The 20,720-nt window shown below is 67.7% G+C and carries 18 protein-coding genes; 12 read left to right on the top strand and 6 right to left on the bottom strand.

Annotation, left to right across the window (positions count from 1 at the left end; genetic code table 11):
• Positions 1 to 42: 42 nt before the first annotated feature.
• Positions 43 to 321 (top strand): hypothetical protein, encoded by a 279-nt coding sequence (locus QTH86_RS11935; protein ID WP_286644474.1) that lies wholly within the window; start codon positions 43 to 45, stop codon positions 319 to 321.
• On the opposite strand, the gene QTH86_RS11930 is transcribed toward QTH86_RS11935, so the two are convergent.
• The 6 genes from QTH86_RS11930 to ugpB all read right to left on the bottom strand — a co-directional run bounded on the left by QTH86_RS11930 (position 318) and on the right by ugpB (position 7,823).
• A complete protein-coding gene (locus QTH86_RS11930; protein ID WP_286644475.1) occupies positions 318 to 2,801 on the bottom strand; it encodes a DUF3772 domain-containing protein in 2,484 nt (827 codons plus the stop codon). The two genes, QTH86_RS11935 and QTH86_RS11930, sit on opposite strands and share 4 nt — an antisense overlap.
• Positions 2,802 to 2,862: 61 nt before the next feature.
• Entirely contained in the window at positions 2,863 to 3,603 is a 741-nt protein-coding gene (gene ugpQ, locus QTH86_RS11925; protein ID WP_286644476.1) for a glycerophosphodiester phosphodiesterase, read from the bottom strand.
• A 2-nt stretch (positions 3,604 to 3,605) separates the two neighbouring features.
• Entirely contained in the window at positions 3,606 to 4,613 is a 1,008-nt protein-coding gene (gene ugpC, locus QTH86_RS11920; RefSeq protein ID WP_286644477.1) for a sn-glycerol-3-phosphate ABC transporter ATP-binding protein UgpC, read from the bottom strand.
• Between the two features lie 12 nt (positions 4,614 to 4,625).
• Positions 4,626 to 5,477 (bottom strand): sn-glycerol-3-phosphate ABC transporter permease UgpE, encoded by an 852-nt coding sequence (ugpE, locus tag QTH86_RS11915; protein WP_286644478.1) that lies wholly within the window; start codon positions 5,475 to 5,477, stop codon positions 4,626 to 4,628.
• Position 5,478: 1 nt separating this feature from the next.
• Entirely contained in the window at positions 5,479 to 6,360 is an 882-nt protein-coding gene (ugpA, locus tag QTH86_RS11910) for a sn-glycerol-3-phosphate ABC transporter permease UgpA (RefSeq protein WP_286644479.1), read from the bottom strand.
• A 152-nt stretch (positions 6,361 to 6,512) separates the two neighbouring features.
• Positions 6,513 to 7,823 (bottom strand): sn-glycerol-3-phosphate ABC transporter substrate-binding protein UgpB, encoded by a 1,311-nt coding sequence (gene ugpB, locus QTH86_RS11905; protein ID WP_286644480.1) that lies wholly within the window; start codon positions 7,821 to 7,823, stop codon positions 6,513 to 6,515.
• 235 nt (positions 7,824 to 8,058) lie between these two features.
• Here ugpB and serA point away from each other — a divergent pair, with 235 nt between their 5' ends.
• From serA to QTH86_RS11850, 11 genes are all read left to right on the top strand, one after another.
• Complete coding sequence (gene serA / locus QTH86_RS11900; RefSeq protein ID WP_286644481.1) at positions 8,059 to 9,288, top strand: phosphoglycerate dehydrogenase; 1,230 nt, start codon at positions 8,059 to 8,061, stop codon at positions 9,286 to 9,288.
• A gap of 83 nt (positions 9,289 to 9,371) precedes the next feature.
• Positions 9,372 to 13,250 carry a DUF3683 domain-containing protein gene (locus QTH86_RS11895; protein WP_286644482.1) on the top strand — a complete coding sequence of 1,293 codons (3,879 nt, stop codon included), beginning with the start codon at positions 9,372 to 9,374 and terminating at the stop codon, positions 13,248 to 13,250.
• 47 nt (positions 13,251 to 13,297) lie between these two features.
• Positions 13,298 to 13,687, top strand: coding sequence for an HIT family protein (locus tag QTH86_RS11890; protein ID WP_286644483.1), 390 nt, complete (start codon positions 13,298 to 13,300; stop codon positions 13,685 to 13,687).
• Positions 13,687 to 14,109 carry a gamma-butyrobetaine hydroxylase family protein gene (locus tag QTH86_RS11885; protein ID WP_286644484.1) on the top strand — a complete coding sequence of 141 codons (423 nt, stop codon included), beginning with the start codon at positions 13,687 to 13,689 and terminating at the stop codon, positions 14,107 to 14,109. The genes QTH86_RS11890 and QTH86_RS11885 overlap by 1 nt, the downstream gene beginning before the upstream one ends.
• Before the next feature lie 83 nt (positions 14,110 to 14,192).
• Positions 14,193 to 14,924 carry a bifunctional demethylmenaquinone methyltransferase/2-methoxy-6-polyprenyl-1,4-benzoquinol methylase UbiE gene (gene ubiE, locus QTH86_RS11880; protein WP_286644485.1) on the top strand — a complete coding sequence of 244 codons (732 nt, stop codon included), beginning with the start codon at positions 14,193 to 14,195 and terminating at the stop codon, positions 14,922 to 14,924.
• A gap of 34 nt (positions 14,925 to 14,958) precedes the next feature.
• Positions 14,959 to 15,984 (top strand): Tim44 domain-containing protein, encoded by a 1,026-nt coding sequence (locus QTH86_RS11875; RefSeq protein ID WP_286644486.1) that lies wholly within the window; start codon positions 14,959 to 14,961, stop codon positions 15,982 to 15,984.
• A gap of 51 nt (positions 15,985 to 16,035) precedes the next feature.
• Entirely contained in the window at positions 16,036 to 16,593 is a 558-nt protein-coding gene (locus QTH86_RS11870; RefSeq protein WP_286644487.1) for a hypothetical protein, read from the top strand.
• Entirely contained in the window at positions 16,590 to 18,155 is a 1,566-nt protein-coding gene (gene ubiB, locus QTH86_RS11865; protein ID WP_286644488.1) for a ubiquinone biosynthesis regulatory protein kinase UbiB, read from the top strand. Before QTH86_RS11870 ends, ubiB begins: the two co-directional genes overlap by 4 nt.
• Positions 18,156 to 18,200: 45 nt before the next feature.
• Positions 18,201 to 19,649 (top strand): high affinity choline transporter 1, encoded by a 1,449-nt coding sequence (locus QTH86_RS11860; protein ID WP_286644489.1) that lies wholly within the window; start codon positions 18,201 to 18,203, stop codon positions 19,647 to 19,649.
• Positions 19,650 to 19,734: 85 nt separating this feature from the next.
• A complete protein-coding gene (locus tag QTH86_RS11855; protein WP_286644490.1) occupies positions 19,735 to 20,073 on the top strand; it encodes an FmdB family zinc ribbon protein in 339 nt (112 codons plus the stop codon).
• 9 nt (positions 20,074 to 20,082) lie between these two features.
• On the top strand, positions 20,083 to 20,706 hold the full coding sequence (locus QTH86_RS11850; RefSeq protein WP_286644491.1) for a DUF502 domain-containing protein: 624 nt from the start codon (positions 20,083 to 20,085) through the stop codon (positions 20,704 to 20,706).
• Positions 20,707 to 20,720 lie beyond the last annotated feature (14 nt).

Below are 20,720 nucleotides of genomic sequence, written 5' to 3'. Positions count from 1 at the left end.
TCCCGCCCCGCCGCTGCGGCATGGCCCGTTTCACTGTCCCACATGCCGCCCCTTGCCCTGATCGACCACCTGCTGAACTTCGTCGCGCCCGCCTTTTTCATGGCGCTGATCCTGGTGCTGGCGGCGCGATGGCTGCTGCGCCGGCAGGCCGGATCGCCCGGCTTCTGGGCGCAACTCGCCGTCAATTTCATCGCCGGCGTCGCCGTGCTGGCCATCGGCCTCGGGTACTTCGGCCGCGACGGGAAGATGGCCACCTACGCCGCACTGGTGGTGGTGTGCGGCACCGTCCAGTGGTTTCTGGCGGGCGGCTATCGACGCTAGGCGGCGGGCGGTAGGGCGGCCGTGACCGGCGGCGGCTCGCCCGGAACGGTCGGTTGCGGCGCTGGCGGCGCCGCGTAGGCGACCAGCGGCAGGTCGGCCTGCTTCAGCCCGTCGAGCATGCTGAAGAGCAGGTCGCTGCGCACGCCGCCGGCCAGCCGCGGGCTTTGCACGTACGCGATCACCTGGAAGATCAGGAAGCCGTTCTCGATGCCGTCGAGCATCACCGACGGCGCTGGCGTCGGCAGGATGCCGTCGTGCGCACTGCAGGCGGCCAGCAGCACCTCGCGCGCCCGGTTGGCGTCGGTGGTCAGCGGCATCGGCAGGCGGATCAGCACGCGGCCCTCGGCGTTGGCCAGTGTCATGTTGCGTACGGTCTTCGTGATGAATTCCGAGTTGGGCACGATCAGGGTCGAGCGGTCGCCCAGCTGGATCTCGGTGGCGCGCACGTTGATGCGCCGCACGTCGCCCTCGGCGGTGCCGAGCACCACCCAGTCGCCCACCTTCACCGGCCGTTCCGCCAGCAGGATCAGGCCGGAGATGAAGTTCTGCACGATCGCCTGCAGGCCGAAGCCGATGCCCACCGACAAGGCACTGGCCACCCACGCGATGCGTTCGACGCCGATGCCCAGCGCCGACAGCGCCGAGGCGATCACCAGGATGCCGCCGACGTAGCCCAGCAGCGTGGTGAGCGAACTGCGCATGCCCGGCTCGAGCGTCGTGCTCGGCAGGTAGCTGTTGTCGAGCCAGCGCTTGAAGAGCCGCAGCGCGATGAAGCCGATCACCAGCACGCCGAGCGCACCCAGCAGCGCCCCCGGTACCAGCTCGAACTGCCCGACCTTGAGGCTGGCGCCGACCTGGCCGCTGCGCTGGAACAGCTCGTCGGGCGTGGTGCCCAGCGGCGCCAGCAGCGCGATGACCAGGTAGAAGAAGAGCGTGACGCGGAGCACGCCCGACAGCACCACCGCCGCCTGGTCGAGGGTCGTCGGTGCCACGTTCAGGCTTTTCTGCAGCCGCTGCCCCACGTTGCTGCGCGAGGACAGCAGCGCCATCGCCAGGTCATCGAAGAACTTGAACAACAGGTACGCCGCGGCCGCCACCACGCCGGTCCAGACCAGCTGGCTGGCGATGAAGCTGGCCAGCGACACGTAGCCGATGGCCACCAGCACGCAGATCGCGATCAGCACGGCCGCGACGCCGCCGGTCAGCAGGCCGACCCAGAGCGGGCGCTCCGGCAGGGGCTCGGCCGCATCGGCCGGTGATTCCGTACGCTTGGCGTCGGCCGGCTTGCCGGTGTCGGCGGTGCCGAGATCGGCCTCGGGCAGTCGCAGTCGCATCACCATGATCGCCGTGAGCGCGGTCAGCGTCAGCGCGCTCGCCGCATGCGTGAGCACGGTGGCGGCGAGGCTCGCATCCATGATCGTGTTGACCTGCGTGGTGAGCCAGCTCAGCGTCCCGACGCCGGCGATCAGCCACGGGAAGAAGGCCATGCGCGCGGCCATGCCGTCGGCCATGGGCGGCAGCCGCCAGGACGGCCGGCGCTGTGCCAGCAGGGCCCGTCCGAGCCCGATCACGAAACCCACGAAGAGGGCGAAGCGGGCCACGGCATCGCCCAGGCGCAGCGCCATCGGTCCCCAGTCGCCGGCGTCCTGCAGCGACTGCCAGGCCCACTGCGCCGCCAGCCCGACGACGAACACCGTCATCACCACCGTGCTGAGTGCCAGCAGCGAACGCCGCAGGCGGCCCTTCGGAAAGACCCGTGACGCCAGCTGCGTCAGGGCATGCTCGGCGGCCCAGGTGCCGACGAAGGCCAGCAGCAGCGCGCCGACGAGGACCGCGACGACCATGCCGCCATGCTCGCCGCGCAGCGCGGTCGAGGCGCCGGTGCGCACTTCGGTGGCGAACGACTTCAGCCGGTCGCTGTCGGCCGGCCAGGCGGCGGCGATGCTGCGCCAGAAGGCGCCGCTCAACGGCGAGTGCGAGCGCTCGAGCAGGCGTGCCTCGAACAGGGCGCGCCGCTGCGACCGCAGGTCGCTGGCGCGCTGCTGGGCGTCGACCGACACCAGCCGCGCGAGGCGGATGTCCGCATCGAGCGCGTTGCGCTCCTTCTCCAGCGCGGTGCGCTGGCGGGTGATGTCCGGGTCTTCGGCGGTGCCCTTGGGCGGTGCCGTGCCCAGCTCGCCGAGGCGGGCGTTGAGGTCGGCCAGCGGGCCCGAACGCGAGGCCACGAAGCGCTGGGCGAGGGTGACGATGTCCTGCGTCTCGGTGACGAAGGCGGTGATGTCCTCGTTGCGCTCGACCGTCTCGGGAATCTTGTCCAGCCGCGCCCGCAGCGCGGGCACGGTCACTTCGGGGTCGAGGGGGGCGCTGCTGTCCGCAGCCGGTGTCGCGGCGGCCGTCGTCGATTGCGCCCAGGCGGGGCCGGACGCGGCGAGCAGCGCTGCCAGAAGCCCGGCCGCGAGCCAGCGTGGAAAGAATGTCATCGGGCCGATTATGGAAGCCCGGCCGGTGACAGAACGCTACCGGCGGTAGCGCGGCCGAGGCTCAGCGCGCGGGGCTGAACAGGTCGACCCGGTCGGTGATGATGCCGTCGGTGCCGAGGGCGATGAGCCGCTCGGCCGCCCAGTCGTCGTTCACCGTGTAGCTCAGCGTGCGCAGGCCAGCGTCGCGGGCCTGCGCGACGGTGTGCGCGTCCCACAGCGCATGGTTGCAGACGATGGCCACGCAGCCCAGGTCGCGTGCCGTGGCCAGCCAACCGTCCCACAGGGTGTCGAGCAGCAGGCCGCGCGGCAGCCCGGGTGCCGTGTCGCGGGCGCCGGCCAGCGCGTCGGTCTTGAAGGAGGTGAGCAGCGGCGGGATCGCCTGGCCGGCCCACAGCCGCTGCGCGTCGCGTGCTACGACTTCGCCGGTGCGGCGCTCGGCGCCGGGCGTCGGCTTGATCTCGATGTTCAGCAGGAAGCCGTTGTGCAGGCAAAAGCGCGCGGCGTTTTCCAGCGTGGCCAGCGGTTCGCCGGCATAGGCGCGTGAATGCCAGCTGCCGGCATCGAGTTGCGACAGGGCGTGCCAGGGCTGGTCACCCCCGACGCCGTGGCCGCTGGTCGTGCGCTCCAGCGTGCTGTCGTGCATCAGGAAGGGCACGCCGTCGGCGCTCAGCTTGGCGTCGCACTCGAACATGCGGTAGCCGTGCTGCGCGCCCAGGCGAAAGGCCGCCAGCGTGTTCTCGGGTGCAAGCTTGCCGGCGCCGCGGTGGGCGACCCAGCGGGGGTAGGGCCAGTCCGCGCGCATCGTCAGGCGGCGCGCTTTCCGGAGCCGGCGTCGAACCAGTGCAGGCGGTCTTGCGGTGCCGAGATGTGCACCGTGTCGCCGGCCGTCGGCGGGTGGTCGACCGCGTCGGTGCGCATGATGATCTGCTCGTCGCCGATGCGGCCGTACACCAGGCGCTCGGCGCCCAGCAGTTCGACGTGCTCGACCTGCACCGTCCAGCCGGTCTGGTCGAGCTTGAGATGCTCCGGCCGCACGCCCAGGATGTGGCCGGGGCGCACGCCCGGCGCGTGCTTGAGCAGGTTCATCGGCGGCGAGCCGATGAAGCTGGCCACGAAGGTCGTGGCCGGGCGGTTGTAGACCTCCTCGGGCGTGCCGAACTGGTCCATCACGCCGCCGTTCATCACGATGATGCGCTGCGCCAGCGTCATGGCCTCGACCTGGTCGTGCGTGACGAACAGCGAGGTGATGCCGAGTTCGCGGTGCAGCTTCTGGATCTCGATGCGGGTCTGGGCGCGCAGCTTGGCGTCGAGGTTCGACAGCGGCTCGTCGAAGAGGAAGACCTGCGGCTGGCGCACGATCGCGCGGCCCATGGCCACGCGCTGGCGCTGGCCGCCGGACAGCTCGCGCGGCTTGCGCTCGAGCAGATGGCCCAGTTCGAGGATCTTCGCGGCCTTGTCGACCCGCGTCTTGATCTCGGGCACCGGCACCTTGGCGATCTTCAGGCCGTAGGCCATGTTGTCGAAGACCGTCATGTGCGGGTAGAGCGCGTAGTTCTGGAACACCATGGCGATGTCGCGTTCCGACGGCTCGAGGTCGTTGACCACGCGGTCGCCGATGCGGATCTCGCCGGCGGAGACTTCCTCCAGGCCGGCGACCATGCGCAGCAGCGTCGACTTGCCGCAGCCCGAAGGCCCGACGATGACGATGAACTCGTGGTCGGCGATCTCGGCGCTCACGCCGTGGATGACCTGGTTGGCCTTGGGGCCGACGCCGTAGCGTTTGATGACGTTGCGAAGGGAAAGAGCAGCCATGCGAATCTCGTTTTATTTCTCTGTATCAACCAGGCCCTTGACGAACCACTTTTGCATCAGCACCACGACCAGCGCGGGCGGCAGCATCGCCAGGATGGCGGTGGCCATCACGACGTTCCATTCGTTCTGGCCGTCGCCGCCGGCGATCATCCGCTTGATGCCCACGACCACCGGGTACATGTCTTCGCCAGTGGTGGCCAGCAGCGGCCAGAGGTACTGGTTCCAGCCGTAGATGAACTGGATCACGAACAGCGCCGCGATCGAGGTCTTTGACAGCGGCAGCAGCACGTCGAAGAAGAAGCGCATCGGGCTCGCACCGTCCATGCGCGAGGCCTCGGTGAGTTCCTCGGGCACCGTCAGGAAGAACTGCCGGAACAGGAAGGTCGCCGTGGCCGACGCGATCAGCGGCACCGTGAGGCCCGCGTAGGTGTTGAGCATGTTCAAGTCCGACAGCACCTTGTAGGTCGGCAGGATCCGCACCTCCACCGGCAGCATCAGCGTCACGAAGATCGCCCAGAAGCAGATCTTCTTGAAGGGGAAGCGGAAGTAGACGATGGCGAAGGCCGACAGCAGCGAGATCGTGATCTTGCCGATCGAGATGACCATGGCGGTCACGAAGCTGACCCACATCATGTGGGCCACCGGGGCGTTGGAGCCGGCGGCCGATGCCCGGCCGAACAGTGCGCCCTTGTAGCTGTCGAGCATGTTGCTGCCGGGCAGCAGGGGCATCGGCGCCTGCACGATCTCCTGCGCCGTGTGGGTGGACGCGACGAAGGCCAGATAGAGGGGGAAGGCGACGATGAAGACGCCCAGCACCATCACCACATGTGCCAGGATCCCGTGGGTTCCGCGTTTCTCGACCATGTCAGTAATTCACTTTCTTCTCGACGTAGCGGAACTGGATCACCGTCAGCGCGACGACGATCAACATGAGCACCACCGATTGCGCGGCCGATCCGCCCAGGTCCATCGCCTTGAAACCGTCGTAGTAGACCTTGTAGACCAGGATCGCCGTGTCCTTGCCCGGGCCGCCCTGCGTCGCCGCGTCGACGATCGCGAAGGTGTCGAAGAAGGCGTAGACGACGTTGATCACCAGCAGGAAGAAGGTGGTGGGCGAGAGCAGGGGGAATTGCACCGTCCAGAAACGGCGCCACGGGCGGGCGCCGTCGATGGCGGCAGCCTCGATCAGCGACTTGGGAATGGACTGCAGCCCGGCCAGGAAGAACAGGAAGTTGTACGAGATCTGCTTCCACACCGAGGCCATCACGATCAACGTCATGGCATGGCCGGAATTGAGCAGGTGGTTCCAGTCGATGCCGAGCTTGCCCAGGGCGTAAGCCACCACGCCCAGGGACGGCGAGAACATGAAGACCCACAGCACGGCCGCGACGGCCGGTGCCACCGCGTACGGCAGGATCAGCATGGTCTTGTAGAAGGTCGCGCCACGGGTCACGCGGTCGGCGAAGACGGCGAGCATCAGCGACAGGCTGATGCCGATGCCGGCCACCAGCACCGAGAACAGCGCGGTCGTCTTGAACGACTCGACATAGCTCGGGTCGTCGAACAGCTGCCGGAAGTTGTCCAGGCCGACGAATTCGACCGAGGTGCCGAAGGGATCCTGCTGCTGCAGCGACTGGAACAGCGCCTGCGCTGCGGGCCAGAAGAAGAACACCAGGATGACCAGCATCTGCGGTGTCAGCAGAAGCCACGGCAGCCAGCCGGAGCGAAAGAAGACGCGTTTTTCCATAGGAACCCTGGATAAAGAAAACCCGCCGGGCTCGAAAGCGCGGCGGGGCGAGTCTACTTTGGCGCGCGGCCTGCTTCTTCGGCGGGAACCCTCCCCGCTTGGCGGGGAGGGCAGGGAGGGGTGCTCGCCGTACTGCGCAAGCAAAAAGAGCGTCAGCTCTTATTTGCCTTCTGGAAGCGTTCGAGCTGTTCGTTGCCGCGCTTGACGATCTCGTCGAGCGCTTCCTTGGCGGTCTTCTTGCCGCCCCAGACCTGTTCGAGTTCTTCGTCCTCGATGGCGCGGATCTGCACGTAGTTGCCCAGGCGGATGCCGCGGCTCTTGTCGGTCACCTTGCGGATCATCTGCGTCACGGCCACGTCGGTGCCGGGGTTCTGCTTGTAGAAGCCCGAGTCCTCGGTGAGCTTGTACGAGGCCGTCGTCACCGGCAGGTAGCCGGTGCGCTTGTGGCTGGCGGACTGCACGTCAGGTTGCGAGATGAAGCTGAAGAACTTGGCCACGCCCTTGTACTCGGCCGGCTTCTTGCCCGACATGACCCACAGGCTGGCGCCGCCGATCACGGTGTTCTGCGGTGCGCCGGCGACATCGGGGTAGTAGGGCAGCGGTGCGACGGCATAGGCGAACTTGGCGTTCTTGGCGACGTTGCCGTAGAAGCCCGACGACGTGTTGATCATGGCGCACTCGCCCGACACGAACGAGGCCTCGGGCACGTTGCCGCGGCCCTTGTAGATGAACAGACCCTGCTTGGCCATGTTCGCCAGGTTCTCGATGTGGCGCACGTGCAGCGGCGAATTGATCTTCATGCGCGCGTCGAGGCCGGCCAGGCCGTTGCTCTTGGTCGCGAATTCGACGTTGTGCCAGGCCGAGAAGCTCTCGAGCTGGGTCCAGCCCTGCCAGGCCGTGGTGAACGGGCACTTGTGGCCGCTGGCCTTGAGCTTGGCGGCGGCGGCCGTCACTTCGGGCCAGGTCGACGGCAGCTTCGTCGTGTCGAGGCCGGCCGCCTTGAAGGCGTCCTTGTTGATGTAGAAAACCGTCGTCGAGCTGTTGAACGGGAAGCTCAGCATCTGGCCGTTCGGCGCGGTGTAGTAGCCGGCCACGGCGGGGATGTAGGCGGCCGGGTCGAACTTCTCGCCCGCGTCCTTCATGACCTGGCCCACGGGCACGATGGCGCCCTTGCTGGCCTGCATGGTCGCGGTGCCCACTTCGAACACCTGCAGGATGTGCGGTGCATTGCCGGCGCGGAAGGCGGCGATCGATGCGGTCATCGATTCGTCGTACGTGCCCTTGTAGGTCGGCACGATCTTGTAGTCCTTCTGGCTTTCATTGAATTGCTTGGCCAGGTCGTTGACCCACTCGCCGTTGACGGCGGTCATCGAGTGCCACCACTGGATCTCGGTCTGGGCCTGGGCCGTGTGGGCCAGGGTTGCCGCAAGCGCCATGGTCAAGGCGAGCGTTTTCAATTGCATGAGGACTCCTGAAGGGGAATGGGGAAGCGTGGAAAGCGCGAATGCTAGGGGCCGCGTGTGACACAGCCGCGTCACATTTGTCGCATGGGCGGGGGGTGGCGACCAAGCGGGGAAACCCTTTTGGTGCCCTGTGCCCGACGGCGCCCCTTCAGCGTGCTGCGCTGCACCATGCTAGCATTTCCGCTTCGTTTTTCGGCTCTGCCTCCGAGCCCTGTCGGGGGCCTTCATGACCGCCATGAGCAAGACCTCCCTCGACAAAAGCAAGATCAAGTTCCTCCTGCTCGAGGGCATCCACGCCTCGGCGGTGGAGGTCCTCCGCGGTGCGGGCTACACCCAGATCGAGACGCTGCCGAAGGCGCTGCAGGGCGAGGAGCTGAAGGCCAAGCTGGCCGACGTGCATTTCCTGGGCATCCGCTCGCAGAGCAAGCTCACGGCCGACGTGCTGTCGGCCGCGCCCAAGCTGGTGGCCGTCGGCTGCTTCTGCATCGGCACCAACCAGGTCGACCTGAACGCGGCGCGCGAGCGTGGCGTGGCGGTGTTCAACGCGCCGTACTCCAACACCCGCTCGGTGGCCGAGCTGGTGCTGGCCGAGGCCATCCTGCTGCTGCGCGGCATCCCGGCCAAGAACGCGCTGGTGCATCGGGGCGGCTGGATGAAGTCGGCCGCCCAGTCGCACGAGATCCGCGGCAAGACGCTGGGCATCGTGGGCTACGGCTCGATCGGCACGCAGCTGTCGGTGCTGGCCGAAGGGCTGGGCATGCACGTGGCTTTCTACGACGTGGTGAGCAAGCTGCCCCTGGGCAATGCGCGCCAGGTGCCGCAACTGCACGACCTGCTCGCCCAGAGCGACATCGTGAGCCTGCACGTGCCCGAGCTGCCGTCGACGAAATGGATGATCGGCCCGGCCGAGATCGCCGCCATGAAGCAAGGCGGCATCCTGATCAATGCCGCGCGCGGCACGGTGGTCGACATCGACGCGCTGGCCGAAGGCATCACGAGCGGCAAGCTCTGGGGCGCCGCCATCGACGTGTTCCCGGTGGAGCCGGGCAGCAACAACGAGGAATTCCAGTCGCCGCTGCGCGGGCTCGACAACGTCATCCTCACGCCGCACATCGGCGGCTCGACGATGGAGGCGCAGGCCAACATCGGCGGCGAGGTGGCCGAGAAGCTGGTGAAGTACAGCGACAACGGCACCTCGATCACCTCGGTGAACTTCCCCGAGGTGGCGCTGCCGGCCCACCCGGGCAAGCACCGCCTGCTGCACATCCACCACAACGTGCCGGGGGTGCTGTCGGCCATCAACCAGGTGTTCGCGGACAACCACATCAACATCGCGTCGCAGTACCTGCAGACGAACGAGAAGGTGGGCTACGTGGTGACCGACATCGACGCCGCGTCGTCCGAACTGGCGCAGGAAAAGCTGGCCCAGGTGCCCGGCACCATCCGCAGCCGGGTGCTTTTTTAAGTTGTCAGCGCCGCAGCCGGCGCTGACTTAAAATCGCCGGCCCGGTTCAAGGGCGCGCAGCGTCCTGCCGAGGCTGCTCCCCGATGAACGCTCCGATCGCGCTGACTGCGTTGTTGACGCAGGCCGCAGAGCCCGCCCGACTCCGCGAGATTCCGTACAACTACACCAGCTTCTCCGACCGCGAGATCGTCATTCGCCTGCTCGGCGAACGCGGCTGGTCGCTGCTGCAATCCCTGCGCGACGAGCGCCGCACCGGGCGATCGGCCCGCATGCTATACGAGGTGCTGGGCGACATCTGGGTGGTGCAGCGCAACCCCTACCTGGTCGACGACCTGCTGGACAACCCGCGCCGACGCGGGCAACTGGTCGATGCGCTCAATCACCGGCTGACCGAAGTCGGCAAGCGCCGTACCCCCGAGGCGGACGCACAGCGCGACCTGCTGGTCGGCGAGCTGTGCGCGCTGGTGGCCCAGGCCGTCGCCACCTTCGACACGATGTTCAACGACGTGGCCGCGCTGCGCCGCAAGGCCACCCGCGCCTTCCGCCGGCTGACCGCCAAGGACAACATCAAATTCGACGGCCTCTCGCGCGTGTCGCACGTGACCGACGCGACCGACTGGCGCGTCGAGTACCCCTTCGTGGTGCTGTGCCCGGACACCGAAGCCGAGATGGCGCTGCTGGTCAAGGGCTGCATCGAGCTGGGCCTGACCATCATCCCGCGGGGCGGCGGCACCGGCTACACCGGTGGCGCGATCCCGCTGACCTGGAACAGCGCGGTCATCAACACCGAAAAGCTCGAGGCGATGACCGAGGTCGAGCTGATGGCGCTGCCGGGCCTGGACGACCCGGTGCCGACCATCTGGACCGAGGCCGGCGTGGTCACGCAGCGCGTGGCCGATGCGGCCGAGCGCGCGGGCTATGTCTTCGCGGTCGATCCGACCTCGGCCGAAGCCTCGTGCGTCGGCGGCAACGTGGCGATGAACGCGGGCGGCAAGAAGGCCGTGCTGTGGGGCACGGCGCTCGACAACCTGGCCTCGTGGCGCATGGTCACGCCGCAGGCCGAATGGCTCGAGGTCACGCGCGTGGGCCACAACCTCGGCAAGATCCACGACGTCGACAGCGCCGTGTTCGACCTGCAGTACTTCGCCGCCGACGGCCGCACCAAGCTGCGCAGCGAGCGCCTGGAGATCGCCGGCAAGACCTTCCGCAAGGAGGGCCTCGGCAAGGACGTGACCGACAAGTTCCTCTCGGGCCTGCCGGGCATCCAGAAGGAAGGCTGCGACGGCCTGATCACCAGCTGCCGTTGGGTGGTCCACAAGATGCCGGCGCACACGCGCACCGTGTGCCTCGAGTTCTTCGGCAACGCCAAGGACGCGGTGCCCAGCATCGTCGAGATCAAGGACTTCATGTTCGCCGAGCAGAAGCGCTCGGGCGTACTGCTCGCCGGCCTGGAGCACCTGGACGACCGCTACCTGAAGGCGGTGGGTTACGCGACCAAATCGAAGAAGCACGGCGGGCTGCCCAAGATGGTGCTGTTCGGCGACATCGCCGGCCACGACGCCGACGACGTGGCGCGCGTCACGTCGGAGGTGGTGCGCATCGCCAATTCGCGCAGCGGCGAAGGCTTCATCGCCATCAGCCCCGAGGCGCGCAAGAAGTTCTGGCTCGACCGCAAGCGCACGGCCGCCATCAGCCGCCACACCAACGCCTTCAAGATCAACGAAGACGTGGTGATCCCGCTGCCGCGGATGGCCGAGTACACCGACGGCATCGAGCGCATCAACATCGAGCTGTCGCTGCAGAACAAGCTGGCCTTCGCCGATGCGCTGGAAGCCTTCTTCGCCCGCGGCAACCTGCCGCTGGGCAAGACCGACGACGCCAACGACATCCCGTCGGCCGAGCTGCTGGAAGACCGCGTGGCGCAGGCCATCGCGCTGGTGCAGGACGTGCGCGCCCTGTGGGCCGGCTGGCTGAAGGACGTCGATGCGCTGTTCCCGCAACTGCAGGACCATTCGCTGCGCGCCAGCTGGAAGACGCAGATCCGCACGCCGCTCCAGCAGATCTTCACCGGCGCCGAGTTCGCGCCGATCCTGGCCGAGTGCAACGCCATCCACCAGCGCGTGCTCAAGGGTCGCGTCTGGGTCGCGCTGCACATGCACGCCGGCGACGGCAACGTGCACACCAACATCCCGGTCAACAGCGACAACTACGAGATGCTGCAGAGCGCGCATGCCGCCGTGGTGCGCATCATGGCGCTGGCGCGCTCGCTCGACGGCGTGATCTCGGGCGAGCACGGCATCGGCATCACCAAGCTCGAATTCCTGACGGACGCCGAGCTCCAGCCTTTCACCGACTACAAGCAGCGCGTCGACCCCGAAGGGCGCTTCAACAAGGGCAAGCTGCTGCGTGCCGACACGCCGGCCTCGCACGGGCTGCATGCCGACCTGACCAACGCCTACACGCCGAGCTTCGGCCTGATGGGCCACGAGTCGCTGATCATGCAGCAGAGCGACATCGGCGCCATTGCCGATTCGGTCAAGGACTGCCTGCGCTGCGGCAAGTGCAAGCCGGTGTGCGCCACGCACGTGCCGCGTGCCAACCTGCTCTACAGCCCGCGTAACAAGATCCTCGCGACCTCGCTGCTGGTGGAAGCTTTCCTGTACGAGGAGCAAACGCGCCGCGGCGTGAGCATCAAGCACTGGGAAGAGTTCGAGGACGTGGCCGACCACTGCACCGTCTGCCACAAATGCCTCTCCCCCTGCCCGGTGAAGATCGACTTCGGCGACGTGTCGATGAACATGCGCAACCTGCTGCGCAAGATGGGGCAGAAGAGCTTCCGCCCCGGCAACGCGGCGGCGATGTTCTTCCTCAACGCCACCAACCCGTCGACCATCAAGGCGATGCGCGTGGGCATGGTCGACATCGGCTTCAAGGCGCAGCGCCTGGCCAACGATTTCTTCCGGCTGCCGGCGAAGAAGCAGACCGCGGCACCGCCGGCCACGCTCGGCCCGGCGCCGATCAAGGAACAGGTCATCCACTTCATCAACAAGAAGATGCCCGGCGGCCTGCCGAAGAAGACGGCGCGCGCCCTGCTCGACATCGAGGATGCCGACTACGTGCCGATCATCCGCAACCCGAAGGCGACGACGGCCGAGACCGAGGCGGTCTTCTACTTCCCCGGCTGCGGCTCGGAGCGCCTGTTCTCGCAGGTCGGCCTGGCCACGCAGGCGATGCTGTGGCACGCGGGCGTGCAGACGGTGCTGCCGCCGGGGTACCTCTGCTGCGGCTACCCGCAGCGCGGCAGCGGCCAGTTCGACAAGGCCGAGAAGATGATCACGGACAACCGGGTGCTCTTCCACCGCGTGGCCAACACGCTGAACTACCTCGACATCAAGACCGTGGTGGTGAGCTGCGGCACCTGCTACGACCAGCTGCAGGGCTACCAGTTCGACAAGATCTTCCCGGGCTGCCGGATCATCGACATCCACGAGTACCTGCTCGAGAAGGGCATCACCCTCGGTGCGGCCAGCGGTGGTGGCTACCTGTACCACGACCCCTGCCACAGCCCGATGAAGCTGCAGGACCCGATGAAGACGGTGAAGGCGCTGGTCGGCGACAACGTGCTGAAGAACGACCGCTGCTGCGGCGAATCCGGCACGCTGGGTGTGACGCGCCCGGACATCTCCACGCAGATCCGCTTCCGCAAGGAAGAAGAGTTGAAGAAGGGCGAAGCCCAGCTGCGTGACAGCGGCAAGGTCGAGGCGAAGGGCAACGTGAAGATCCTCACCAGCTGCCCGAGCTGCCTGCAGGGCCTCTCCCGCTACGGCAACGACCTGAACAACGGCCTGCTCGAAGCCGACTACATCGTGGTCGAGATGGCCAACCAGATCCTCGGCGACCAGTGGCTGCCCGAGTACGTGGCGGCGGCCAACAGCGGCGGCATCGAACGGGTGTTGGTGTGACCAGGCTTGCGGGCTGCGTCCTCTGCGAAAGCATCGGCGGGCGCCTGGTGTTCGAGGCACCCGAGTTCCGTGTCATCCATGCGGAGGAGGCGGGCTTCCCCGGCTTCTACCGCGTGGTCTGGCACGCGCACGTGGCGGAGTTCTCCGACCTGTCCGCCGCCGACCGCATGCTGTGCATGGAGGCGGTGGCCACGGTGGAGCAATGCCTGCGCGACCATCTGGCACCCACCAAGATCAACCTCGCCGCGCTCGGCAACATGGTCCCGCACCTGCACTGGCACGTGATCGCGCGGTACAGGTGGGACACGCATTTCCCCGCGCCGGTCTGGGCGGCCGCGCGGCGAGACCGCGACGCCGACAGGGAGGCCGCGCTGCGGGTGCAACTGCCGGCGGCCGAGGCTGCGATGATCGCGGCACTCAGCAAAAGGACATCCTGATGGCAGGTCTGCAAGCCGGCGCCCCCACGCCGCAATCGATCACGGTACACAACAAGTCGAAGGTGCTGGAAGTCGGCTTCTCCGACGGCGCCAGCTTCCGCATCCCCTTCGAGCTGATGCGCATCTATTCGCCATCGGCCGAAGTGCAGGGCCACGGCCCGGGCCAGGAGATCCTGCAGACCGGCAAGCGCAACGTCGGCCTGCTGGAACTCGAGCCCGTGGGCAACTATGCGGTGAAGCCGGTCTTCACCGACGGCCACGAGAGCGGCATCTTCTCGTGGAACCTGCTCTACGAACTCGGCCAGAAGCAGGACGAGCTCTGGGCCGAGTACGAGCGCCGCCTGAGCGCCGCCGGCGTCGACCGCGACGCCCCCATGGTGCCTGCGGCTGCTGCAGGCGGTCATGCCTGCGGCAGCCACTGAGCCGCCATCTCCCGCCAAAGCCCGGCGTCCGAGCGGGGTCGTCCGCTCGATCCCGGCGCCAACGACCTAACATCTGAAAAACCATGAGCACCACCCACTTCGGATTCGAGAACGTCGACGAGAGCGAGAAGGCGCGCCGCGTGCGCGGTGTCTTCGACTCGGTCGCGACGCGCTACGACCTCATGAACGACCTCATGTCCATGGGGTTGCACCGCGCCTGGAAGGCCTACACCGTGATGGTCGCGAACGTGGGCGAGGGCTCGCGCGTGCTCGACATCGCCGGCGGCACCGGTGACCTCGCGCTGGCCTTCGCGAAGAAGGTGGGCGCCAGCGGGCAGGTCGTGCACACCGACATCAACGAAGCCATGCTGCGCACCGGCCGCGACCGGCTGCTCGATGCCGGCGTGTCGCTGCCGACGATGGTGTGTGACGCCGAGAAGCTGCCGTTCCCGGACAACCACTTCGACGTGGTGACCGTGGCCTTCGGCCTGCGCAACATGACGCACAAGGATGTGGCGCTCAAGGAAATGAACCGCGTGCTCAAGCCCCACGGCAAGCTGCTGGTGCTGGAGTTCTCGCAGGTGGCGAAGCCGCTGAAGAAGGCCTACGACTGGTATTCGTTCAAGGTGCTGCCGCGGCTGGGCAAGGCCGTGGCCGGCGATGACGCGAGCTATCGCTACCTGGCCGAGTCCATTCGGATGCACCCTGGCCAGGAAGCGCTCAAGACCCTCATGAAAGAGGGTGGTTTCGGTCATGTGGACTATCACAACATGACGGGCGGCGTGGTCGCCCTGCATGTTGGAATCAAGTGTTGAATTCGCGGAGTTCCTTCGCGCATGAGGAGATGAAATGAAGAAGTTGGGATCCCTTTTCCTGGTCTGCGTGCTGGCCCTGGCGAGCGTGCACGCCGACGCGGCCCGCATCGGTGGCGGCAAGTCCTTCGGTCGCCAGTCGGGCAACGTGACCCAGCGGCAGGCGACGCCGCCGGCCAACCAGGCCACGCCGGCCACACCGGCGCAGAACGCCAACCCGGCGGCGCGACCCGGCACGCCGGCCGCTGCTGCCGCACCGAAGCGCCCCTGGGGCGCGATGCTCGGCGGCCTCGCCGCGGGCCTGGGCCTGGCCTGGCTCGCGCACTCGCTCGGCCTCGGTGCCGGCTTCGGCAACATCCTGCTGATCGGCTTGCTCGTGCTGGCAGCCGTGGTCGCCTGGCGCGTCTTTGCGGCACGCCGCAACAACGCGCCGCGCAGCAACCAGGGCGGCTTTGCCTTCCAGGGTGCGGGCGCATCGCCCTCGGACGCCGCCACGCCGGCGCAGTACAGCCCGGCCAAGGTCGGCAACGACGCCTCGGCGCGCCCCTGGGAAAGCAACACGGCGGCCTTCGATGCGACGCCTGAGCGCAACAGTGGTTCCTCCATGGCCGGCGCCGCGGGGGCCGCGGGCGGCAGCATGATCGGCTCCGCGCTGAGCGGCGCGCAGTCCTGGGGCATCCCCGCGGGCTTCGATGTCGACGGCTTCCTGGGTGCGGCGAAGCGCAACTTCGTCACCCTGCAGGACGCCTGGGACCGTTCCGACATCACCATGCTGCGCTCGATGATGACCGACGCGATGGTCGGCGAGATCCGCGCCCAGCTCGCCGAGCGCGAGACGCACACCGGCGGCCAGCCGAACAAGACCGAGGTCGTGATGCTCGACGCACAACTGCTCGGCATCGAGGAGCTGCCCGACGCCTACATGGCCAGCGTCGAGTTCTCCGGGATGATTCGCGAGGACGCCTCGGCCGGTCCGAGCCCGTTCCGCGAGGTCTGGAACATGACCAAGCCGACGGATGGCCGCGGCGGCTGGGTGGTCGCGGGCGTGCAGGCGCTGCAGTAAAGCGGCGCTGTCCGGCGGCAAGGGGCCGTCGGCGCCATCGATAATGGGGACATGGCCACACCATCGTCCCCTTTTTCTTTTCTCGACGGCTTGTTCGAGCGCATCGGCAGCCGCCTGCAGCCGCCCGCCTGGGCGGTCCACGAGATCCAGCATCGCGCGGTCCTGTTCCTGAACCATGTGCTGCAGCAGGAGCCCGAAGCCCAGCAGCGGCTGATGCGCCAGAAGGGCCGGGTGGTGCAGTTCGAATGGCGCTTCGTCACGATGCGCCTGATCGCGACGCCCGCCGGGCTGCTCGACCTGGCGCCCGAAGGCGCCATTCCCGAACTCACGCTGATGGTGGCCGACGCGTCGCCGCTGGACATCGCACGCAGCACACTGCGCGGCGACAAGCCGACGGTGCGCATCGTCGGCGACGTGCAGCTGGCGGCCGAGGTCAACTGGCTGGTCGACCACGTGCGCTGGGATGTCGAGGACGACCTGGCCCGCCTGATCGGCGACGTGCCAGCCCACACGGTGGCGGGCGTCGCGCGCAAGGTGGCGGGCGCGGTGCGTCAGTTCGCCGCCGGCAAGACGGGACAACCGGGCTCCGGCGGCGCGAGCGCTGAATGAGCCGCCTGTACCGCGGCGCCTTCATCGTCTGGGTCGCACTGCGCTACGGCCTGGACGAGCTCGTCCTCACGAGCTTCCAGAAGCCCTGGCTTCGCATCGTGGCCCGCATCGTTTCGGTCGGGCGCAACCTCGATGCGCCGCGCGGCCAGCGGCTGCGCGAGGCGTTGGAGCGGCTCGGCCCCATCTTCGTGAAGTTCGGCCAGGTGCTGTCGACCCGGCGCGACCTGCTACCGCCCGACATCGCCGACGAACTGGCCTGGTTGCAGGACCGCGTGCCGCCCTTCCCGTCGTCCATCGCGATCGCGACCATCGAGCGCGCCTTCCGCCGGCCGGTCGCCGAGATCTTCGTGCAGTTCGACGAGACGCCGGTGGCCAGCGCATCGATCGCACAGGTGCACTTCGCCACCATCCGCGACCGCCAGGGCATCGTGCGCGATGTGGCCGTGAAGGTGCTGCGCCCCGGCATGCGCGTCGTCATGGAAAAAGACCTGGCCCTCATGAAGATGATGGCCGGCTGGGTCGAGAACCTGTCGGCCGACGGCAAGCGCCTGAAGCCCCGCGAGGTGGTGGCCGAGTTCGACAAGTACCTGCACGACGAACTCGACCTGGTGCGCGAGGCCGCCAATGCCGCGCAGCTGCGCCGCAACATGGAGAAGCTCGAGCTGGTGATGATCCCCGAGATGTTCTGGGACTTCTGCCACCCCGAGGTGATGGTGATGGAACGCATGCACGGCGTGCCGATCGCCCAGCTCGACCGGCTGCGTGCCGCCGGCGTCGACATCCCGAAGCTGGCGCGCGACGGCGTCACCATCTTCTTCACCCAGGTGTTCCGCGACGGCTTCTTCCACGCCGACATGCACCCGGGCAACATCCAGGTCAGCCTAGCGCCGGCCACCTTCGGGCGCTACATCTCGCTCGACTTCGGCATCGTGGGCACGCTCACCGAGAGCGACAAGGAATACCTGGCGCAGAACTTCGTCGCCTTCTTCCGGCGCGACTACAAGCGCGTGGCCGAACTGCACCTGGAGAGCGGCTGGGTGCCCGAGGGCACGCGCATCGACGAGCTCGAAGCGGCGATCCGCACCGTGTGCGAGCCGTACTTCGACCGTCCGCTCAAGGAGATTTCGCTGGGCATGGTGCTGATGCGCCTGTTCCAGACCTCGCGCCGCTTCCACGTCGAGATCCAGCCGCAACTGGTGCTGCTGCAGAAGACGCTGCTCAACATCGAAGGGCTCGGGCGCCAGCTCGATCCCGAACTCGACCTGTGGGCCACGGCGAAACCGTTTCTCGAGAAGTGGATGATCGACCAGATCGGCCCGAAGCGGCTGTTCGCGCAGCTGCGCGCCGAGGCGCCGCGCTACGCCAAGCTGCTGCCCCAGTTCCCGCGCTTGCTGCATGAATTCCTGGAGAACCGGCCGGCCGACCACCGCCGCGAGCTGCTGGAACTGCTGGCCGCGCAGAAGCGCACCAACCGCCTGCTGCAGATCGTGATCGCGGTTGGCATAGGTTTTGTATTGGGTCTGATCGTGATGCAGGCCGTGGTCCGCATCCGCCTGTTCTGAGCCCCCACCGGCCGCCGCCGGATTGATCAACGAGGAGAGTCCGTCGTGCTGTTGACCCTGGTCATCGTCTATCTGCTGTTCACGATCGCCATCGGCCTGTACGCGGCCAAGCGGGTCAAGAACACCACCGACTTCGCGATCGCCGGGCGGCACCTGCCGCTCTTCATGATCGTCACGACCACCTTCGCCACCTGGTTCGGCTCCGAAACGGTGCTGGGCATCCCGGCCAAGTTCATCGAGGGCGGGCTGCACGGCGTGATCGAGGACCCCTTCGGCGCGGGCACCTGCCTGATCCTGGTGGGCCTGTTCTTCGCGGGCAAGCTCTACCGCATGACCCTGCTGACCATCAGCGACTACTACCGCGAGCGCTACGGCCGCGTGGTCGAGGTGGCCTGCTCGCTCATCATCATGCTGAGCTACTTAGGATGGGTGTCGGCGCAGGTCACCGCGCTGGGGCTGGTGTTCAACGTGCTGTCCGCCGGCGCCGTCAGCGTGCCGGTCGGCATGGTGATCGGCGTGGTGTCGATCCTGGCGTACACGCTGTTCGGCGGCATGTGGTCGGTGGCCGTGACCGACTTCATCCAGATGATCATCCTGGTCGTCGGGCTGACGGTGATCGCCGTCTTCGCCGGGCAGATGGCCGGCGGCGCCGACAAGGTGGTGGCCTTCGCGGTCAGCAAGGACCTCTTCAAGTTCTGGCCCGAGCCGAACTACAAGGACATGGTGTTCTTCTTCGCCGCGGCCATCACCATGATGCTGGGCTCGATTCCCCAGCAGGACGTGTTCCAGCGCGTGATGTCCGCCAACAGCGTGAAGGCGGCCACGCGCGGACCGGTGATCGGGGGCATCGCGTACATCCTGTTCGCCTTCGTTCCCATGTTCCTGGTCGCCAGCGCGCTGCTGATCATGCCGGAGCAGACCGCGACGCTGCTCAAGGACGACCCGCAGAAGGTGCTTCCCACGCTGGTGCTCGAGAAGATGCCCTTCGTGATGCAGGTGCTGTTCTTCGGCGCGCTGCTCTCGGCCATCAAGTCGACCGCCTCGGCCACGCTGCTGGCCCCCAGCGTCACCTTCACCGAGAACATCTGGCGCCAGTTCAGGCCCGCCGGCACCGACCGGGAGAACCTGCTGACCATGCGCGTGACCGTGCTGGTCTTCAGCGCCGCGGTGCTGGCCTACGCGATCCGCATGCAGGGCACGCCGATCTACGAGCTGGTGTCGGGCGCCTACCAGGTGCCGCTGGTGGGTGCCTTCGTGCCGCTGGTGTGCGGGTTGTACTGGAAGCGCGCCACCACCCAGGGGGCGATGGCGGCCGTGGTGCTGGGCATCGGCACCTGGCTGCTGTTCCTGGCCCTGCCCTGGAGCGCCGAGTTCCCGGCCCAGTTGGCCGGCGTGCTGGCTGCCTTCGTGGGCATGGTGGCCGGTTCGCTGGCGCCGCAGTGGGTGGCCAATACGCACACGCCGCACCGGCCGCTGGCCGTCGACCCCGCCTGAAGGGCGGGGCGCTCCTGGGGAGCGACCCTATAATCATGGGCTTTGCGAGCGGCCGCTGCGCCGCCTATTTTTCGCTCCCAATCCCATGCCCATCTACGCCTACAAGTGCAGCGCCTGCGGCTTTGCCAAAGACGCGTTGCAGAAAATGTCCGACGCCCCCCTCACGGTGTGCCCGGCATGCGGTGCGAGCGCATTCGAAAAACAGGTCACGGCGGCCGGCTTCCAGCTCAAGGGCTCGGGCTGGTACGTGACCGACTTCCGCGACGGCGGCGGCAAGACCACCGCCGCCCCGGCGGCGGATGCGGCCACCCCCGCCAAACCGGCAGACGGTGCGGCGGCGCCGGCACCGGCCCCCGCACCGGCTGCGGCCGCCCCGAGTCCCGCGCCGGCCCCCGCGCCCGCGCCGGCGGCCAAGAACGACTGAGGCGGCGCCATGCACGCGCTGCGCAAATGGCTGCTCTCGGGCTTGCTGGTCATCGTGCCGCTGGTCATCACGCTGGGCGTGCTCAACTGGATCATCGGCACGCTCGACCAGACCCTCTGGCTGCTGCCCGAGGAATGGCAGAGCTGGCTGACCGAGCACCGGGTGCGCGGCCTGGGCGTGCTGTTCACCCTGGCGATCCTGCTGGTGGTCGGCGCGATCGCCAGCAACTTCGTCGGCAAGCGCCTGCTGGGCTGGGGCGACGCGGTGGTGCGGCGCATTCCGGTGGTGCGCTCGATCTATTCGAGCGTGAAGCAGGTCTCCGACACGCTGTTCTCCGAGAACGGCAACGCCTTTCGCACCGCGGTGCTGGTCCAGTGGCCGCGTGAAGGGGTCTGGACCATCGCCTTCGTCACCGGCACGCCCGGCGCCGACGTGGTCGAGCACCTGGGTGGCGGCGACTTCCTCGGCGTCTACGTGCCGACCACGCCGAACCCCACCGGCGGCTACTTCGTGATGCTCAAGCGCAGCGACTGCATCGAACTCAAGATGAGCGTGGACGACGCGCTCAAGTACATCGTCTCGATGGGCGTGGTCGTTCCTGGCGGCCCGGCCACCCTCGCAACCCCCAAATAACGCGCCCCCTCTTG

Source organism: Variovorax sp. J2L1-78, from assembly GCF_030317205.1.
Classification (GTDB): Bacteria; Pseudomonadota; Gammaproteobacteria; order Burkholderiales; family Burkholderiaceae_C; genus Variovorax; species Variovorax arabinosiphilus.
Note: the sequence above shows the minus strand (reverse complement) of the source record. Positions and strands in the feature narration are given on the sequence as shown.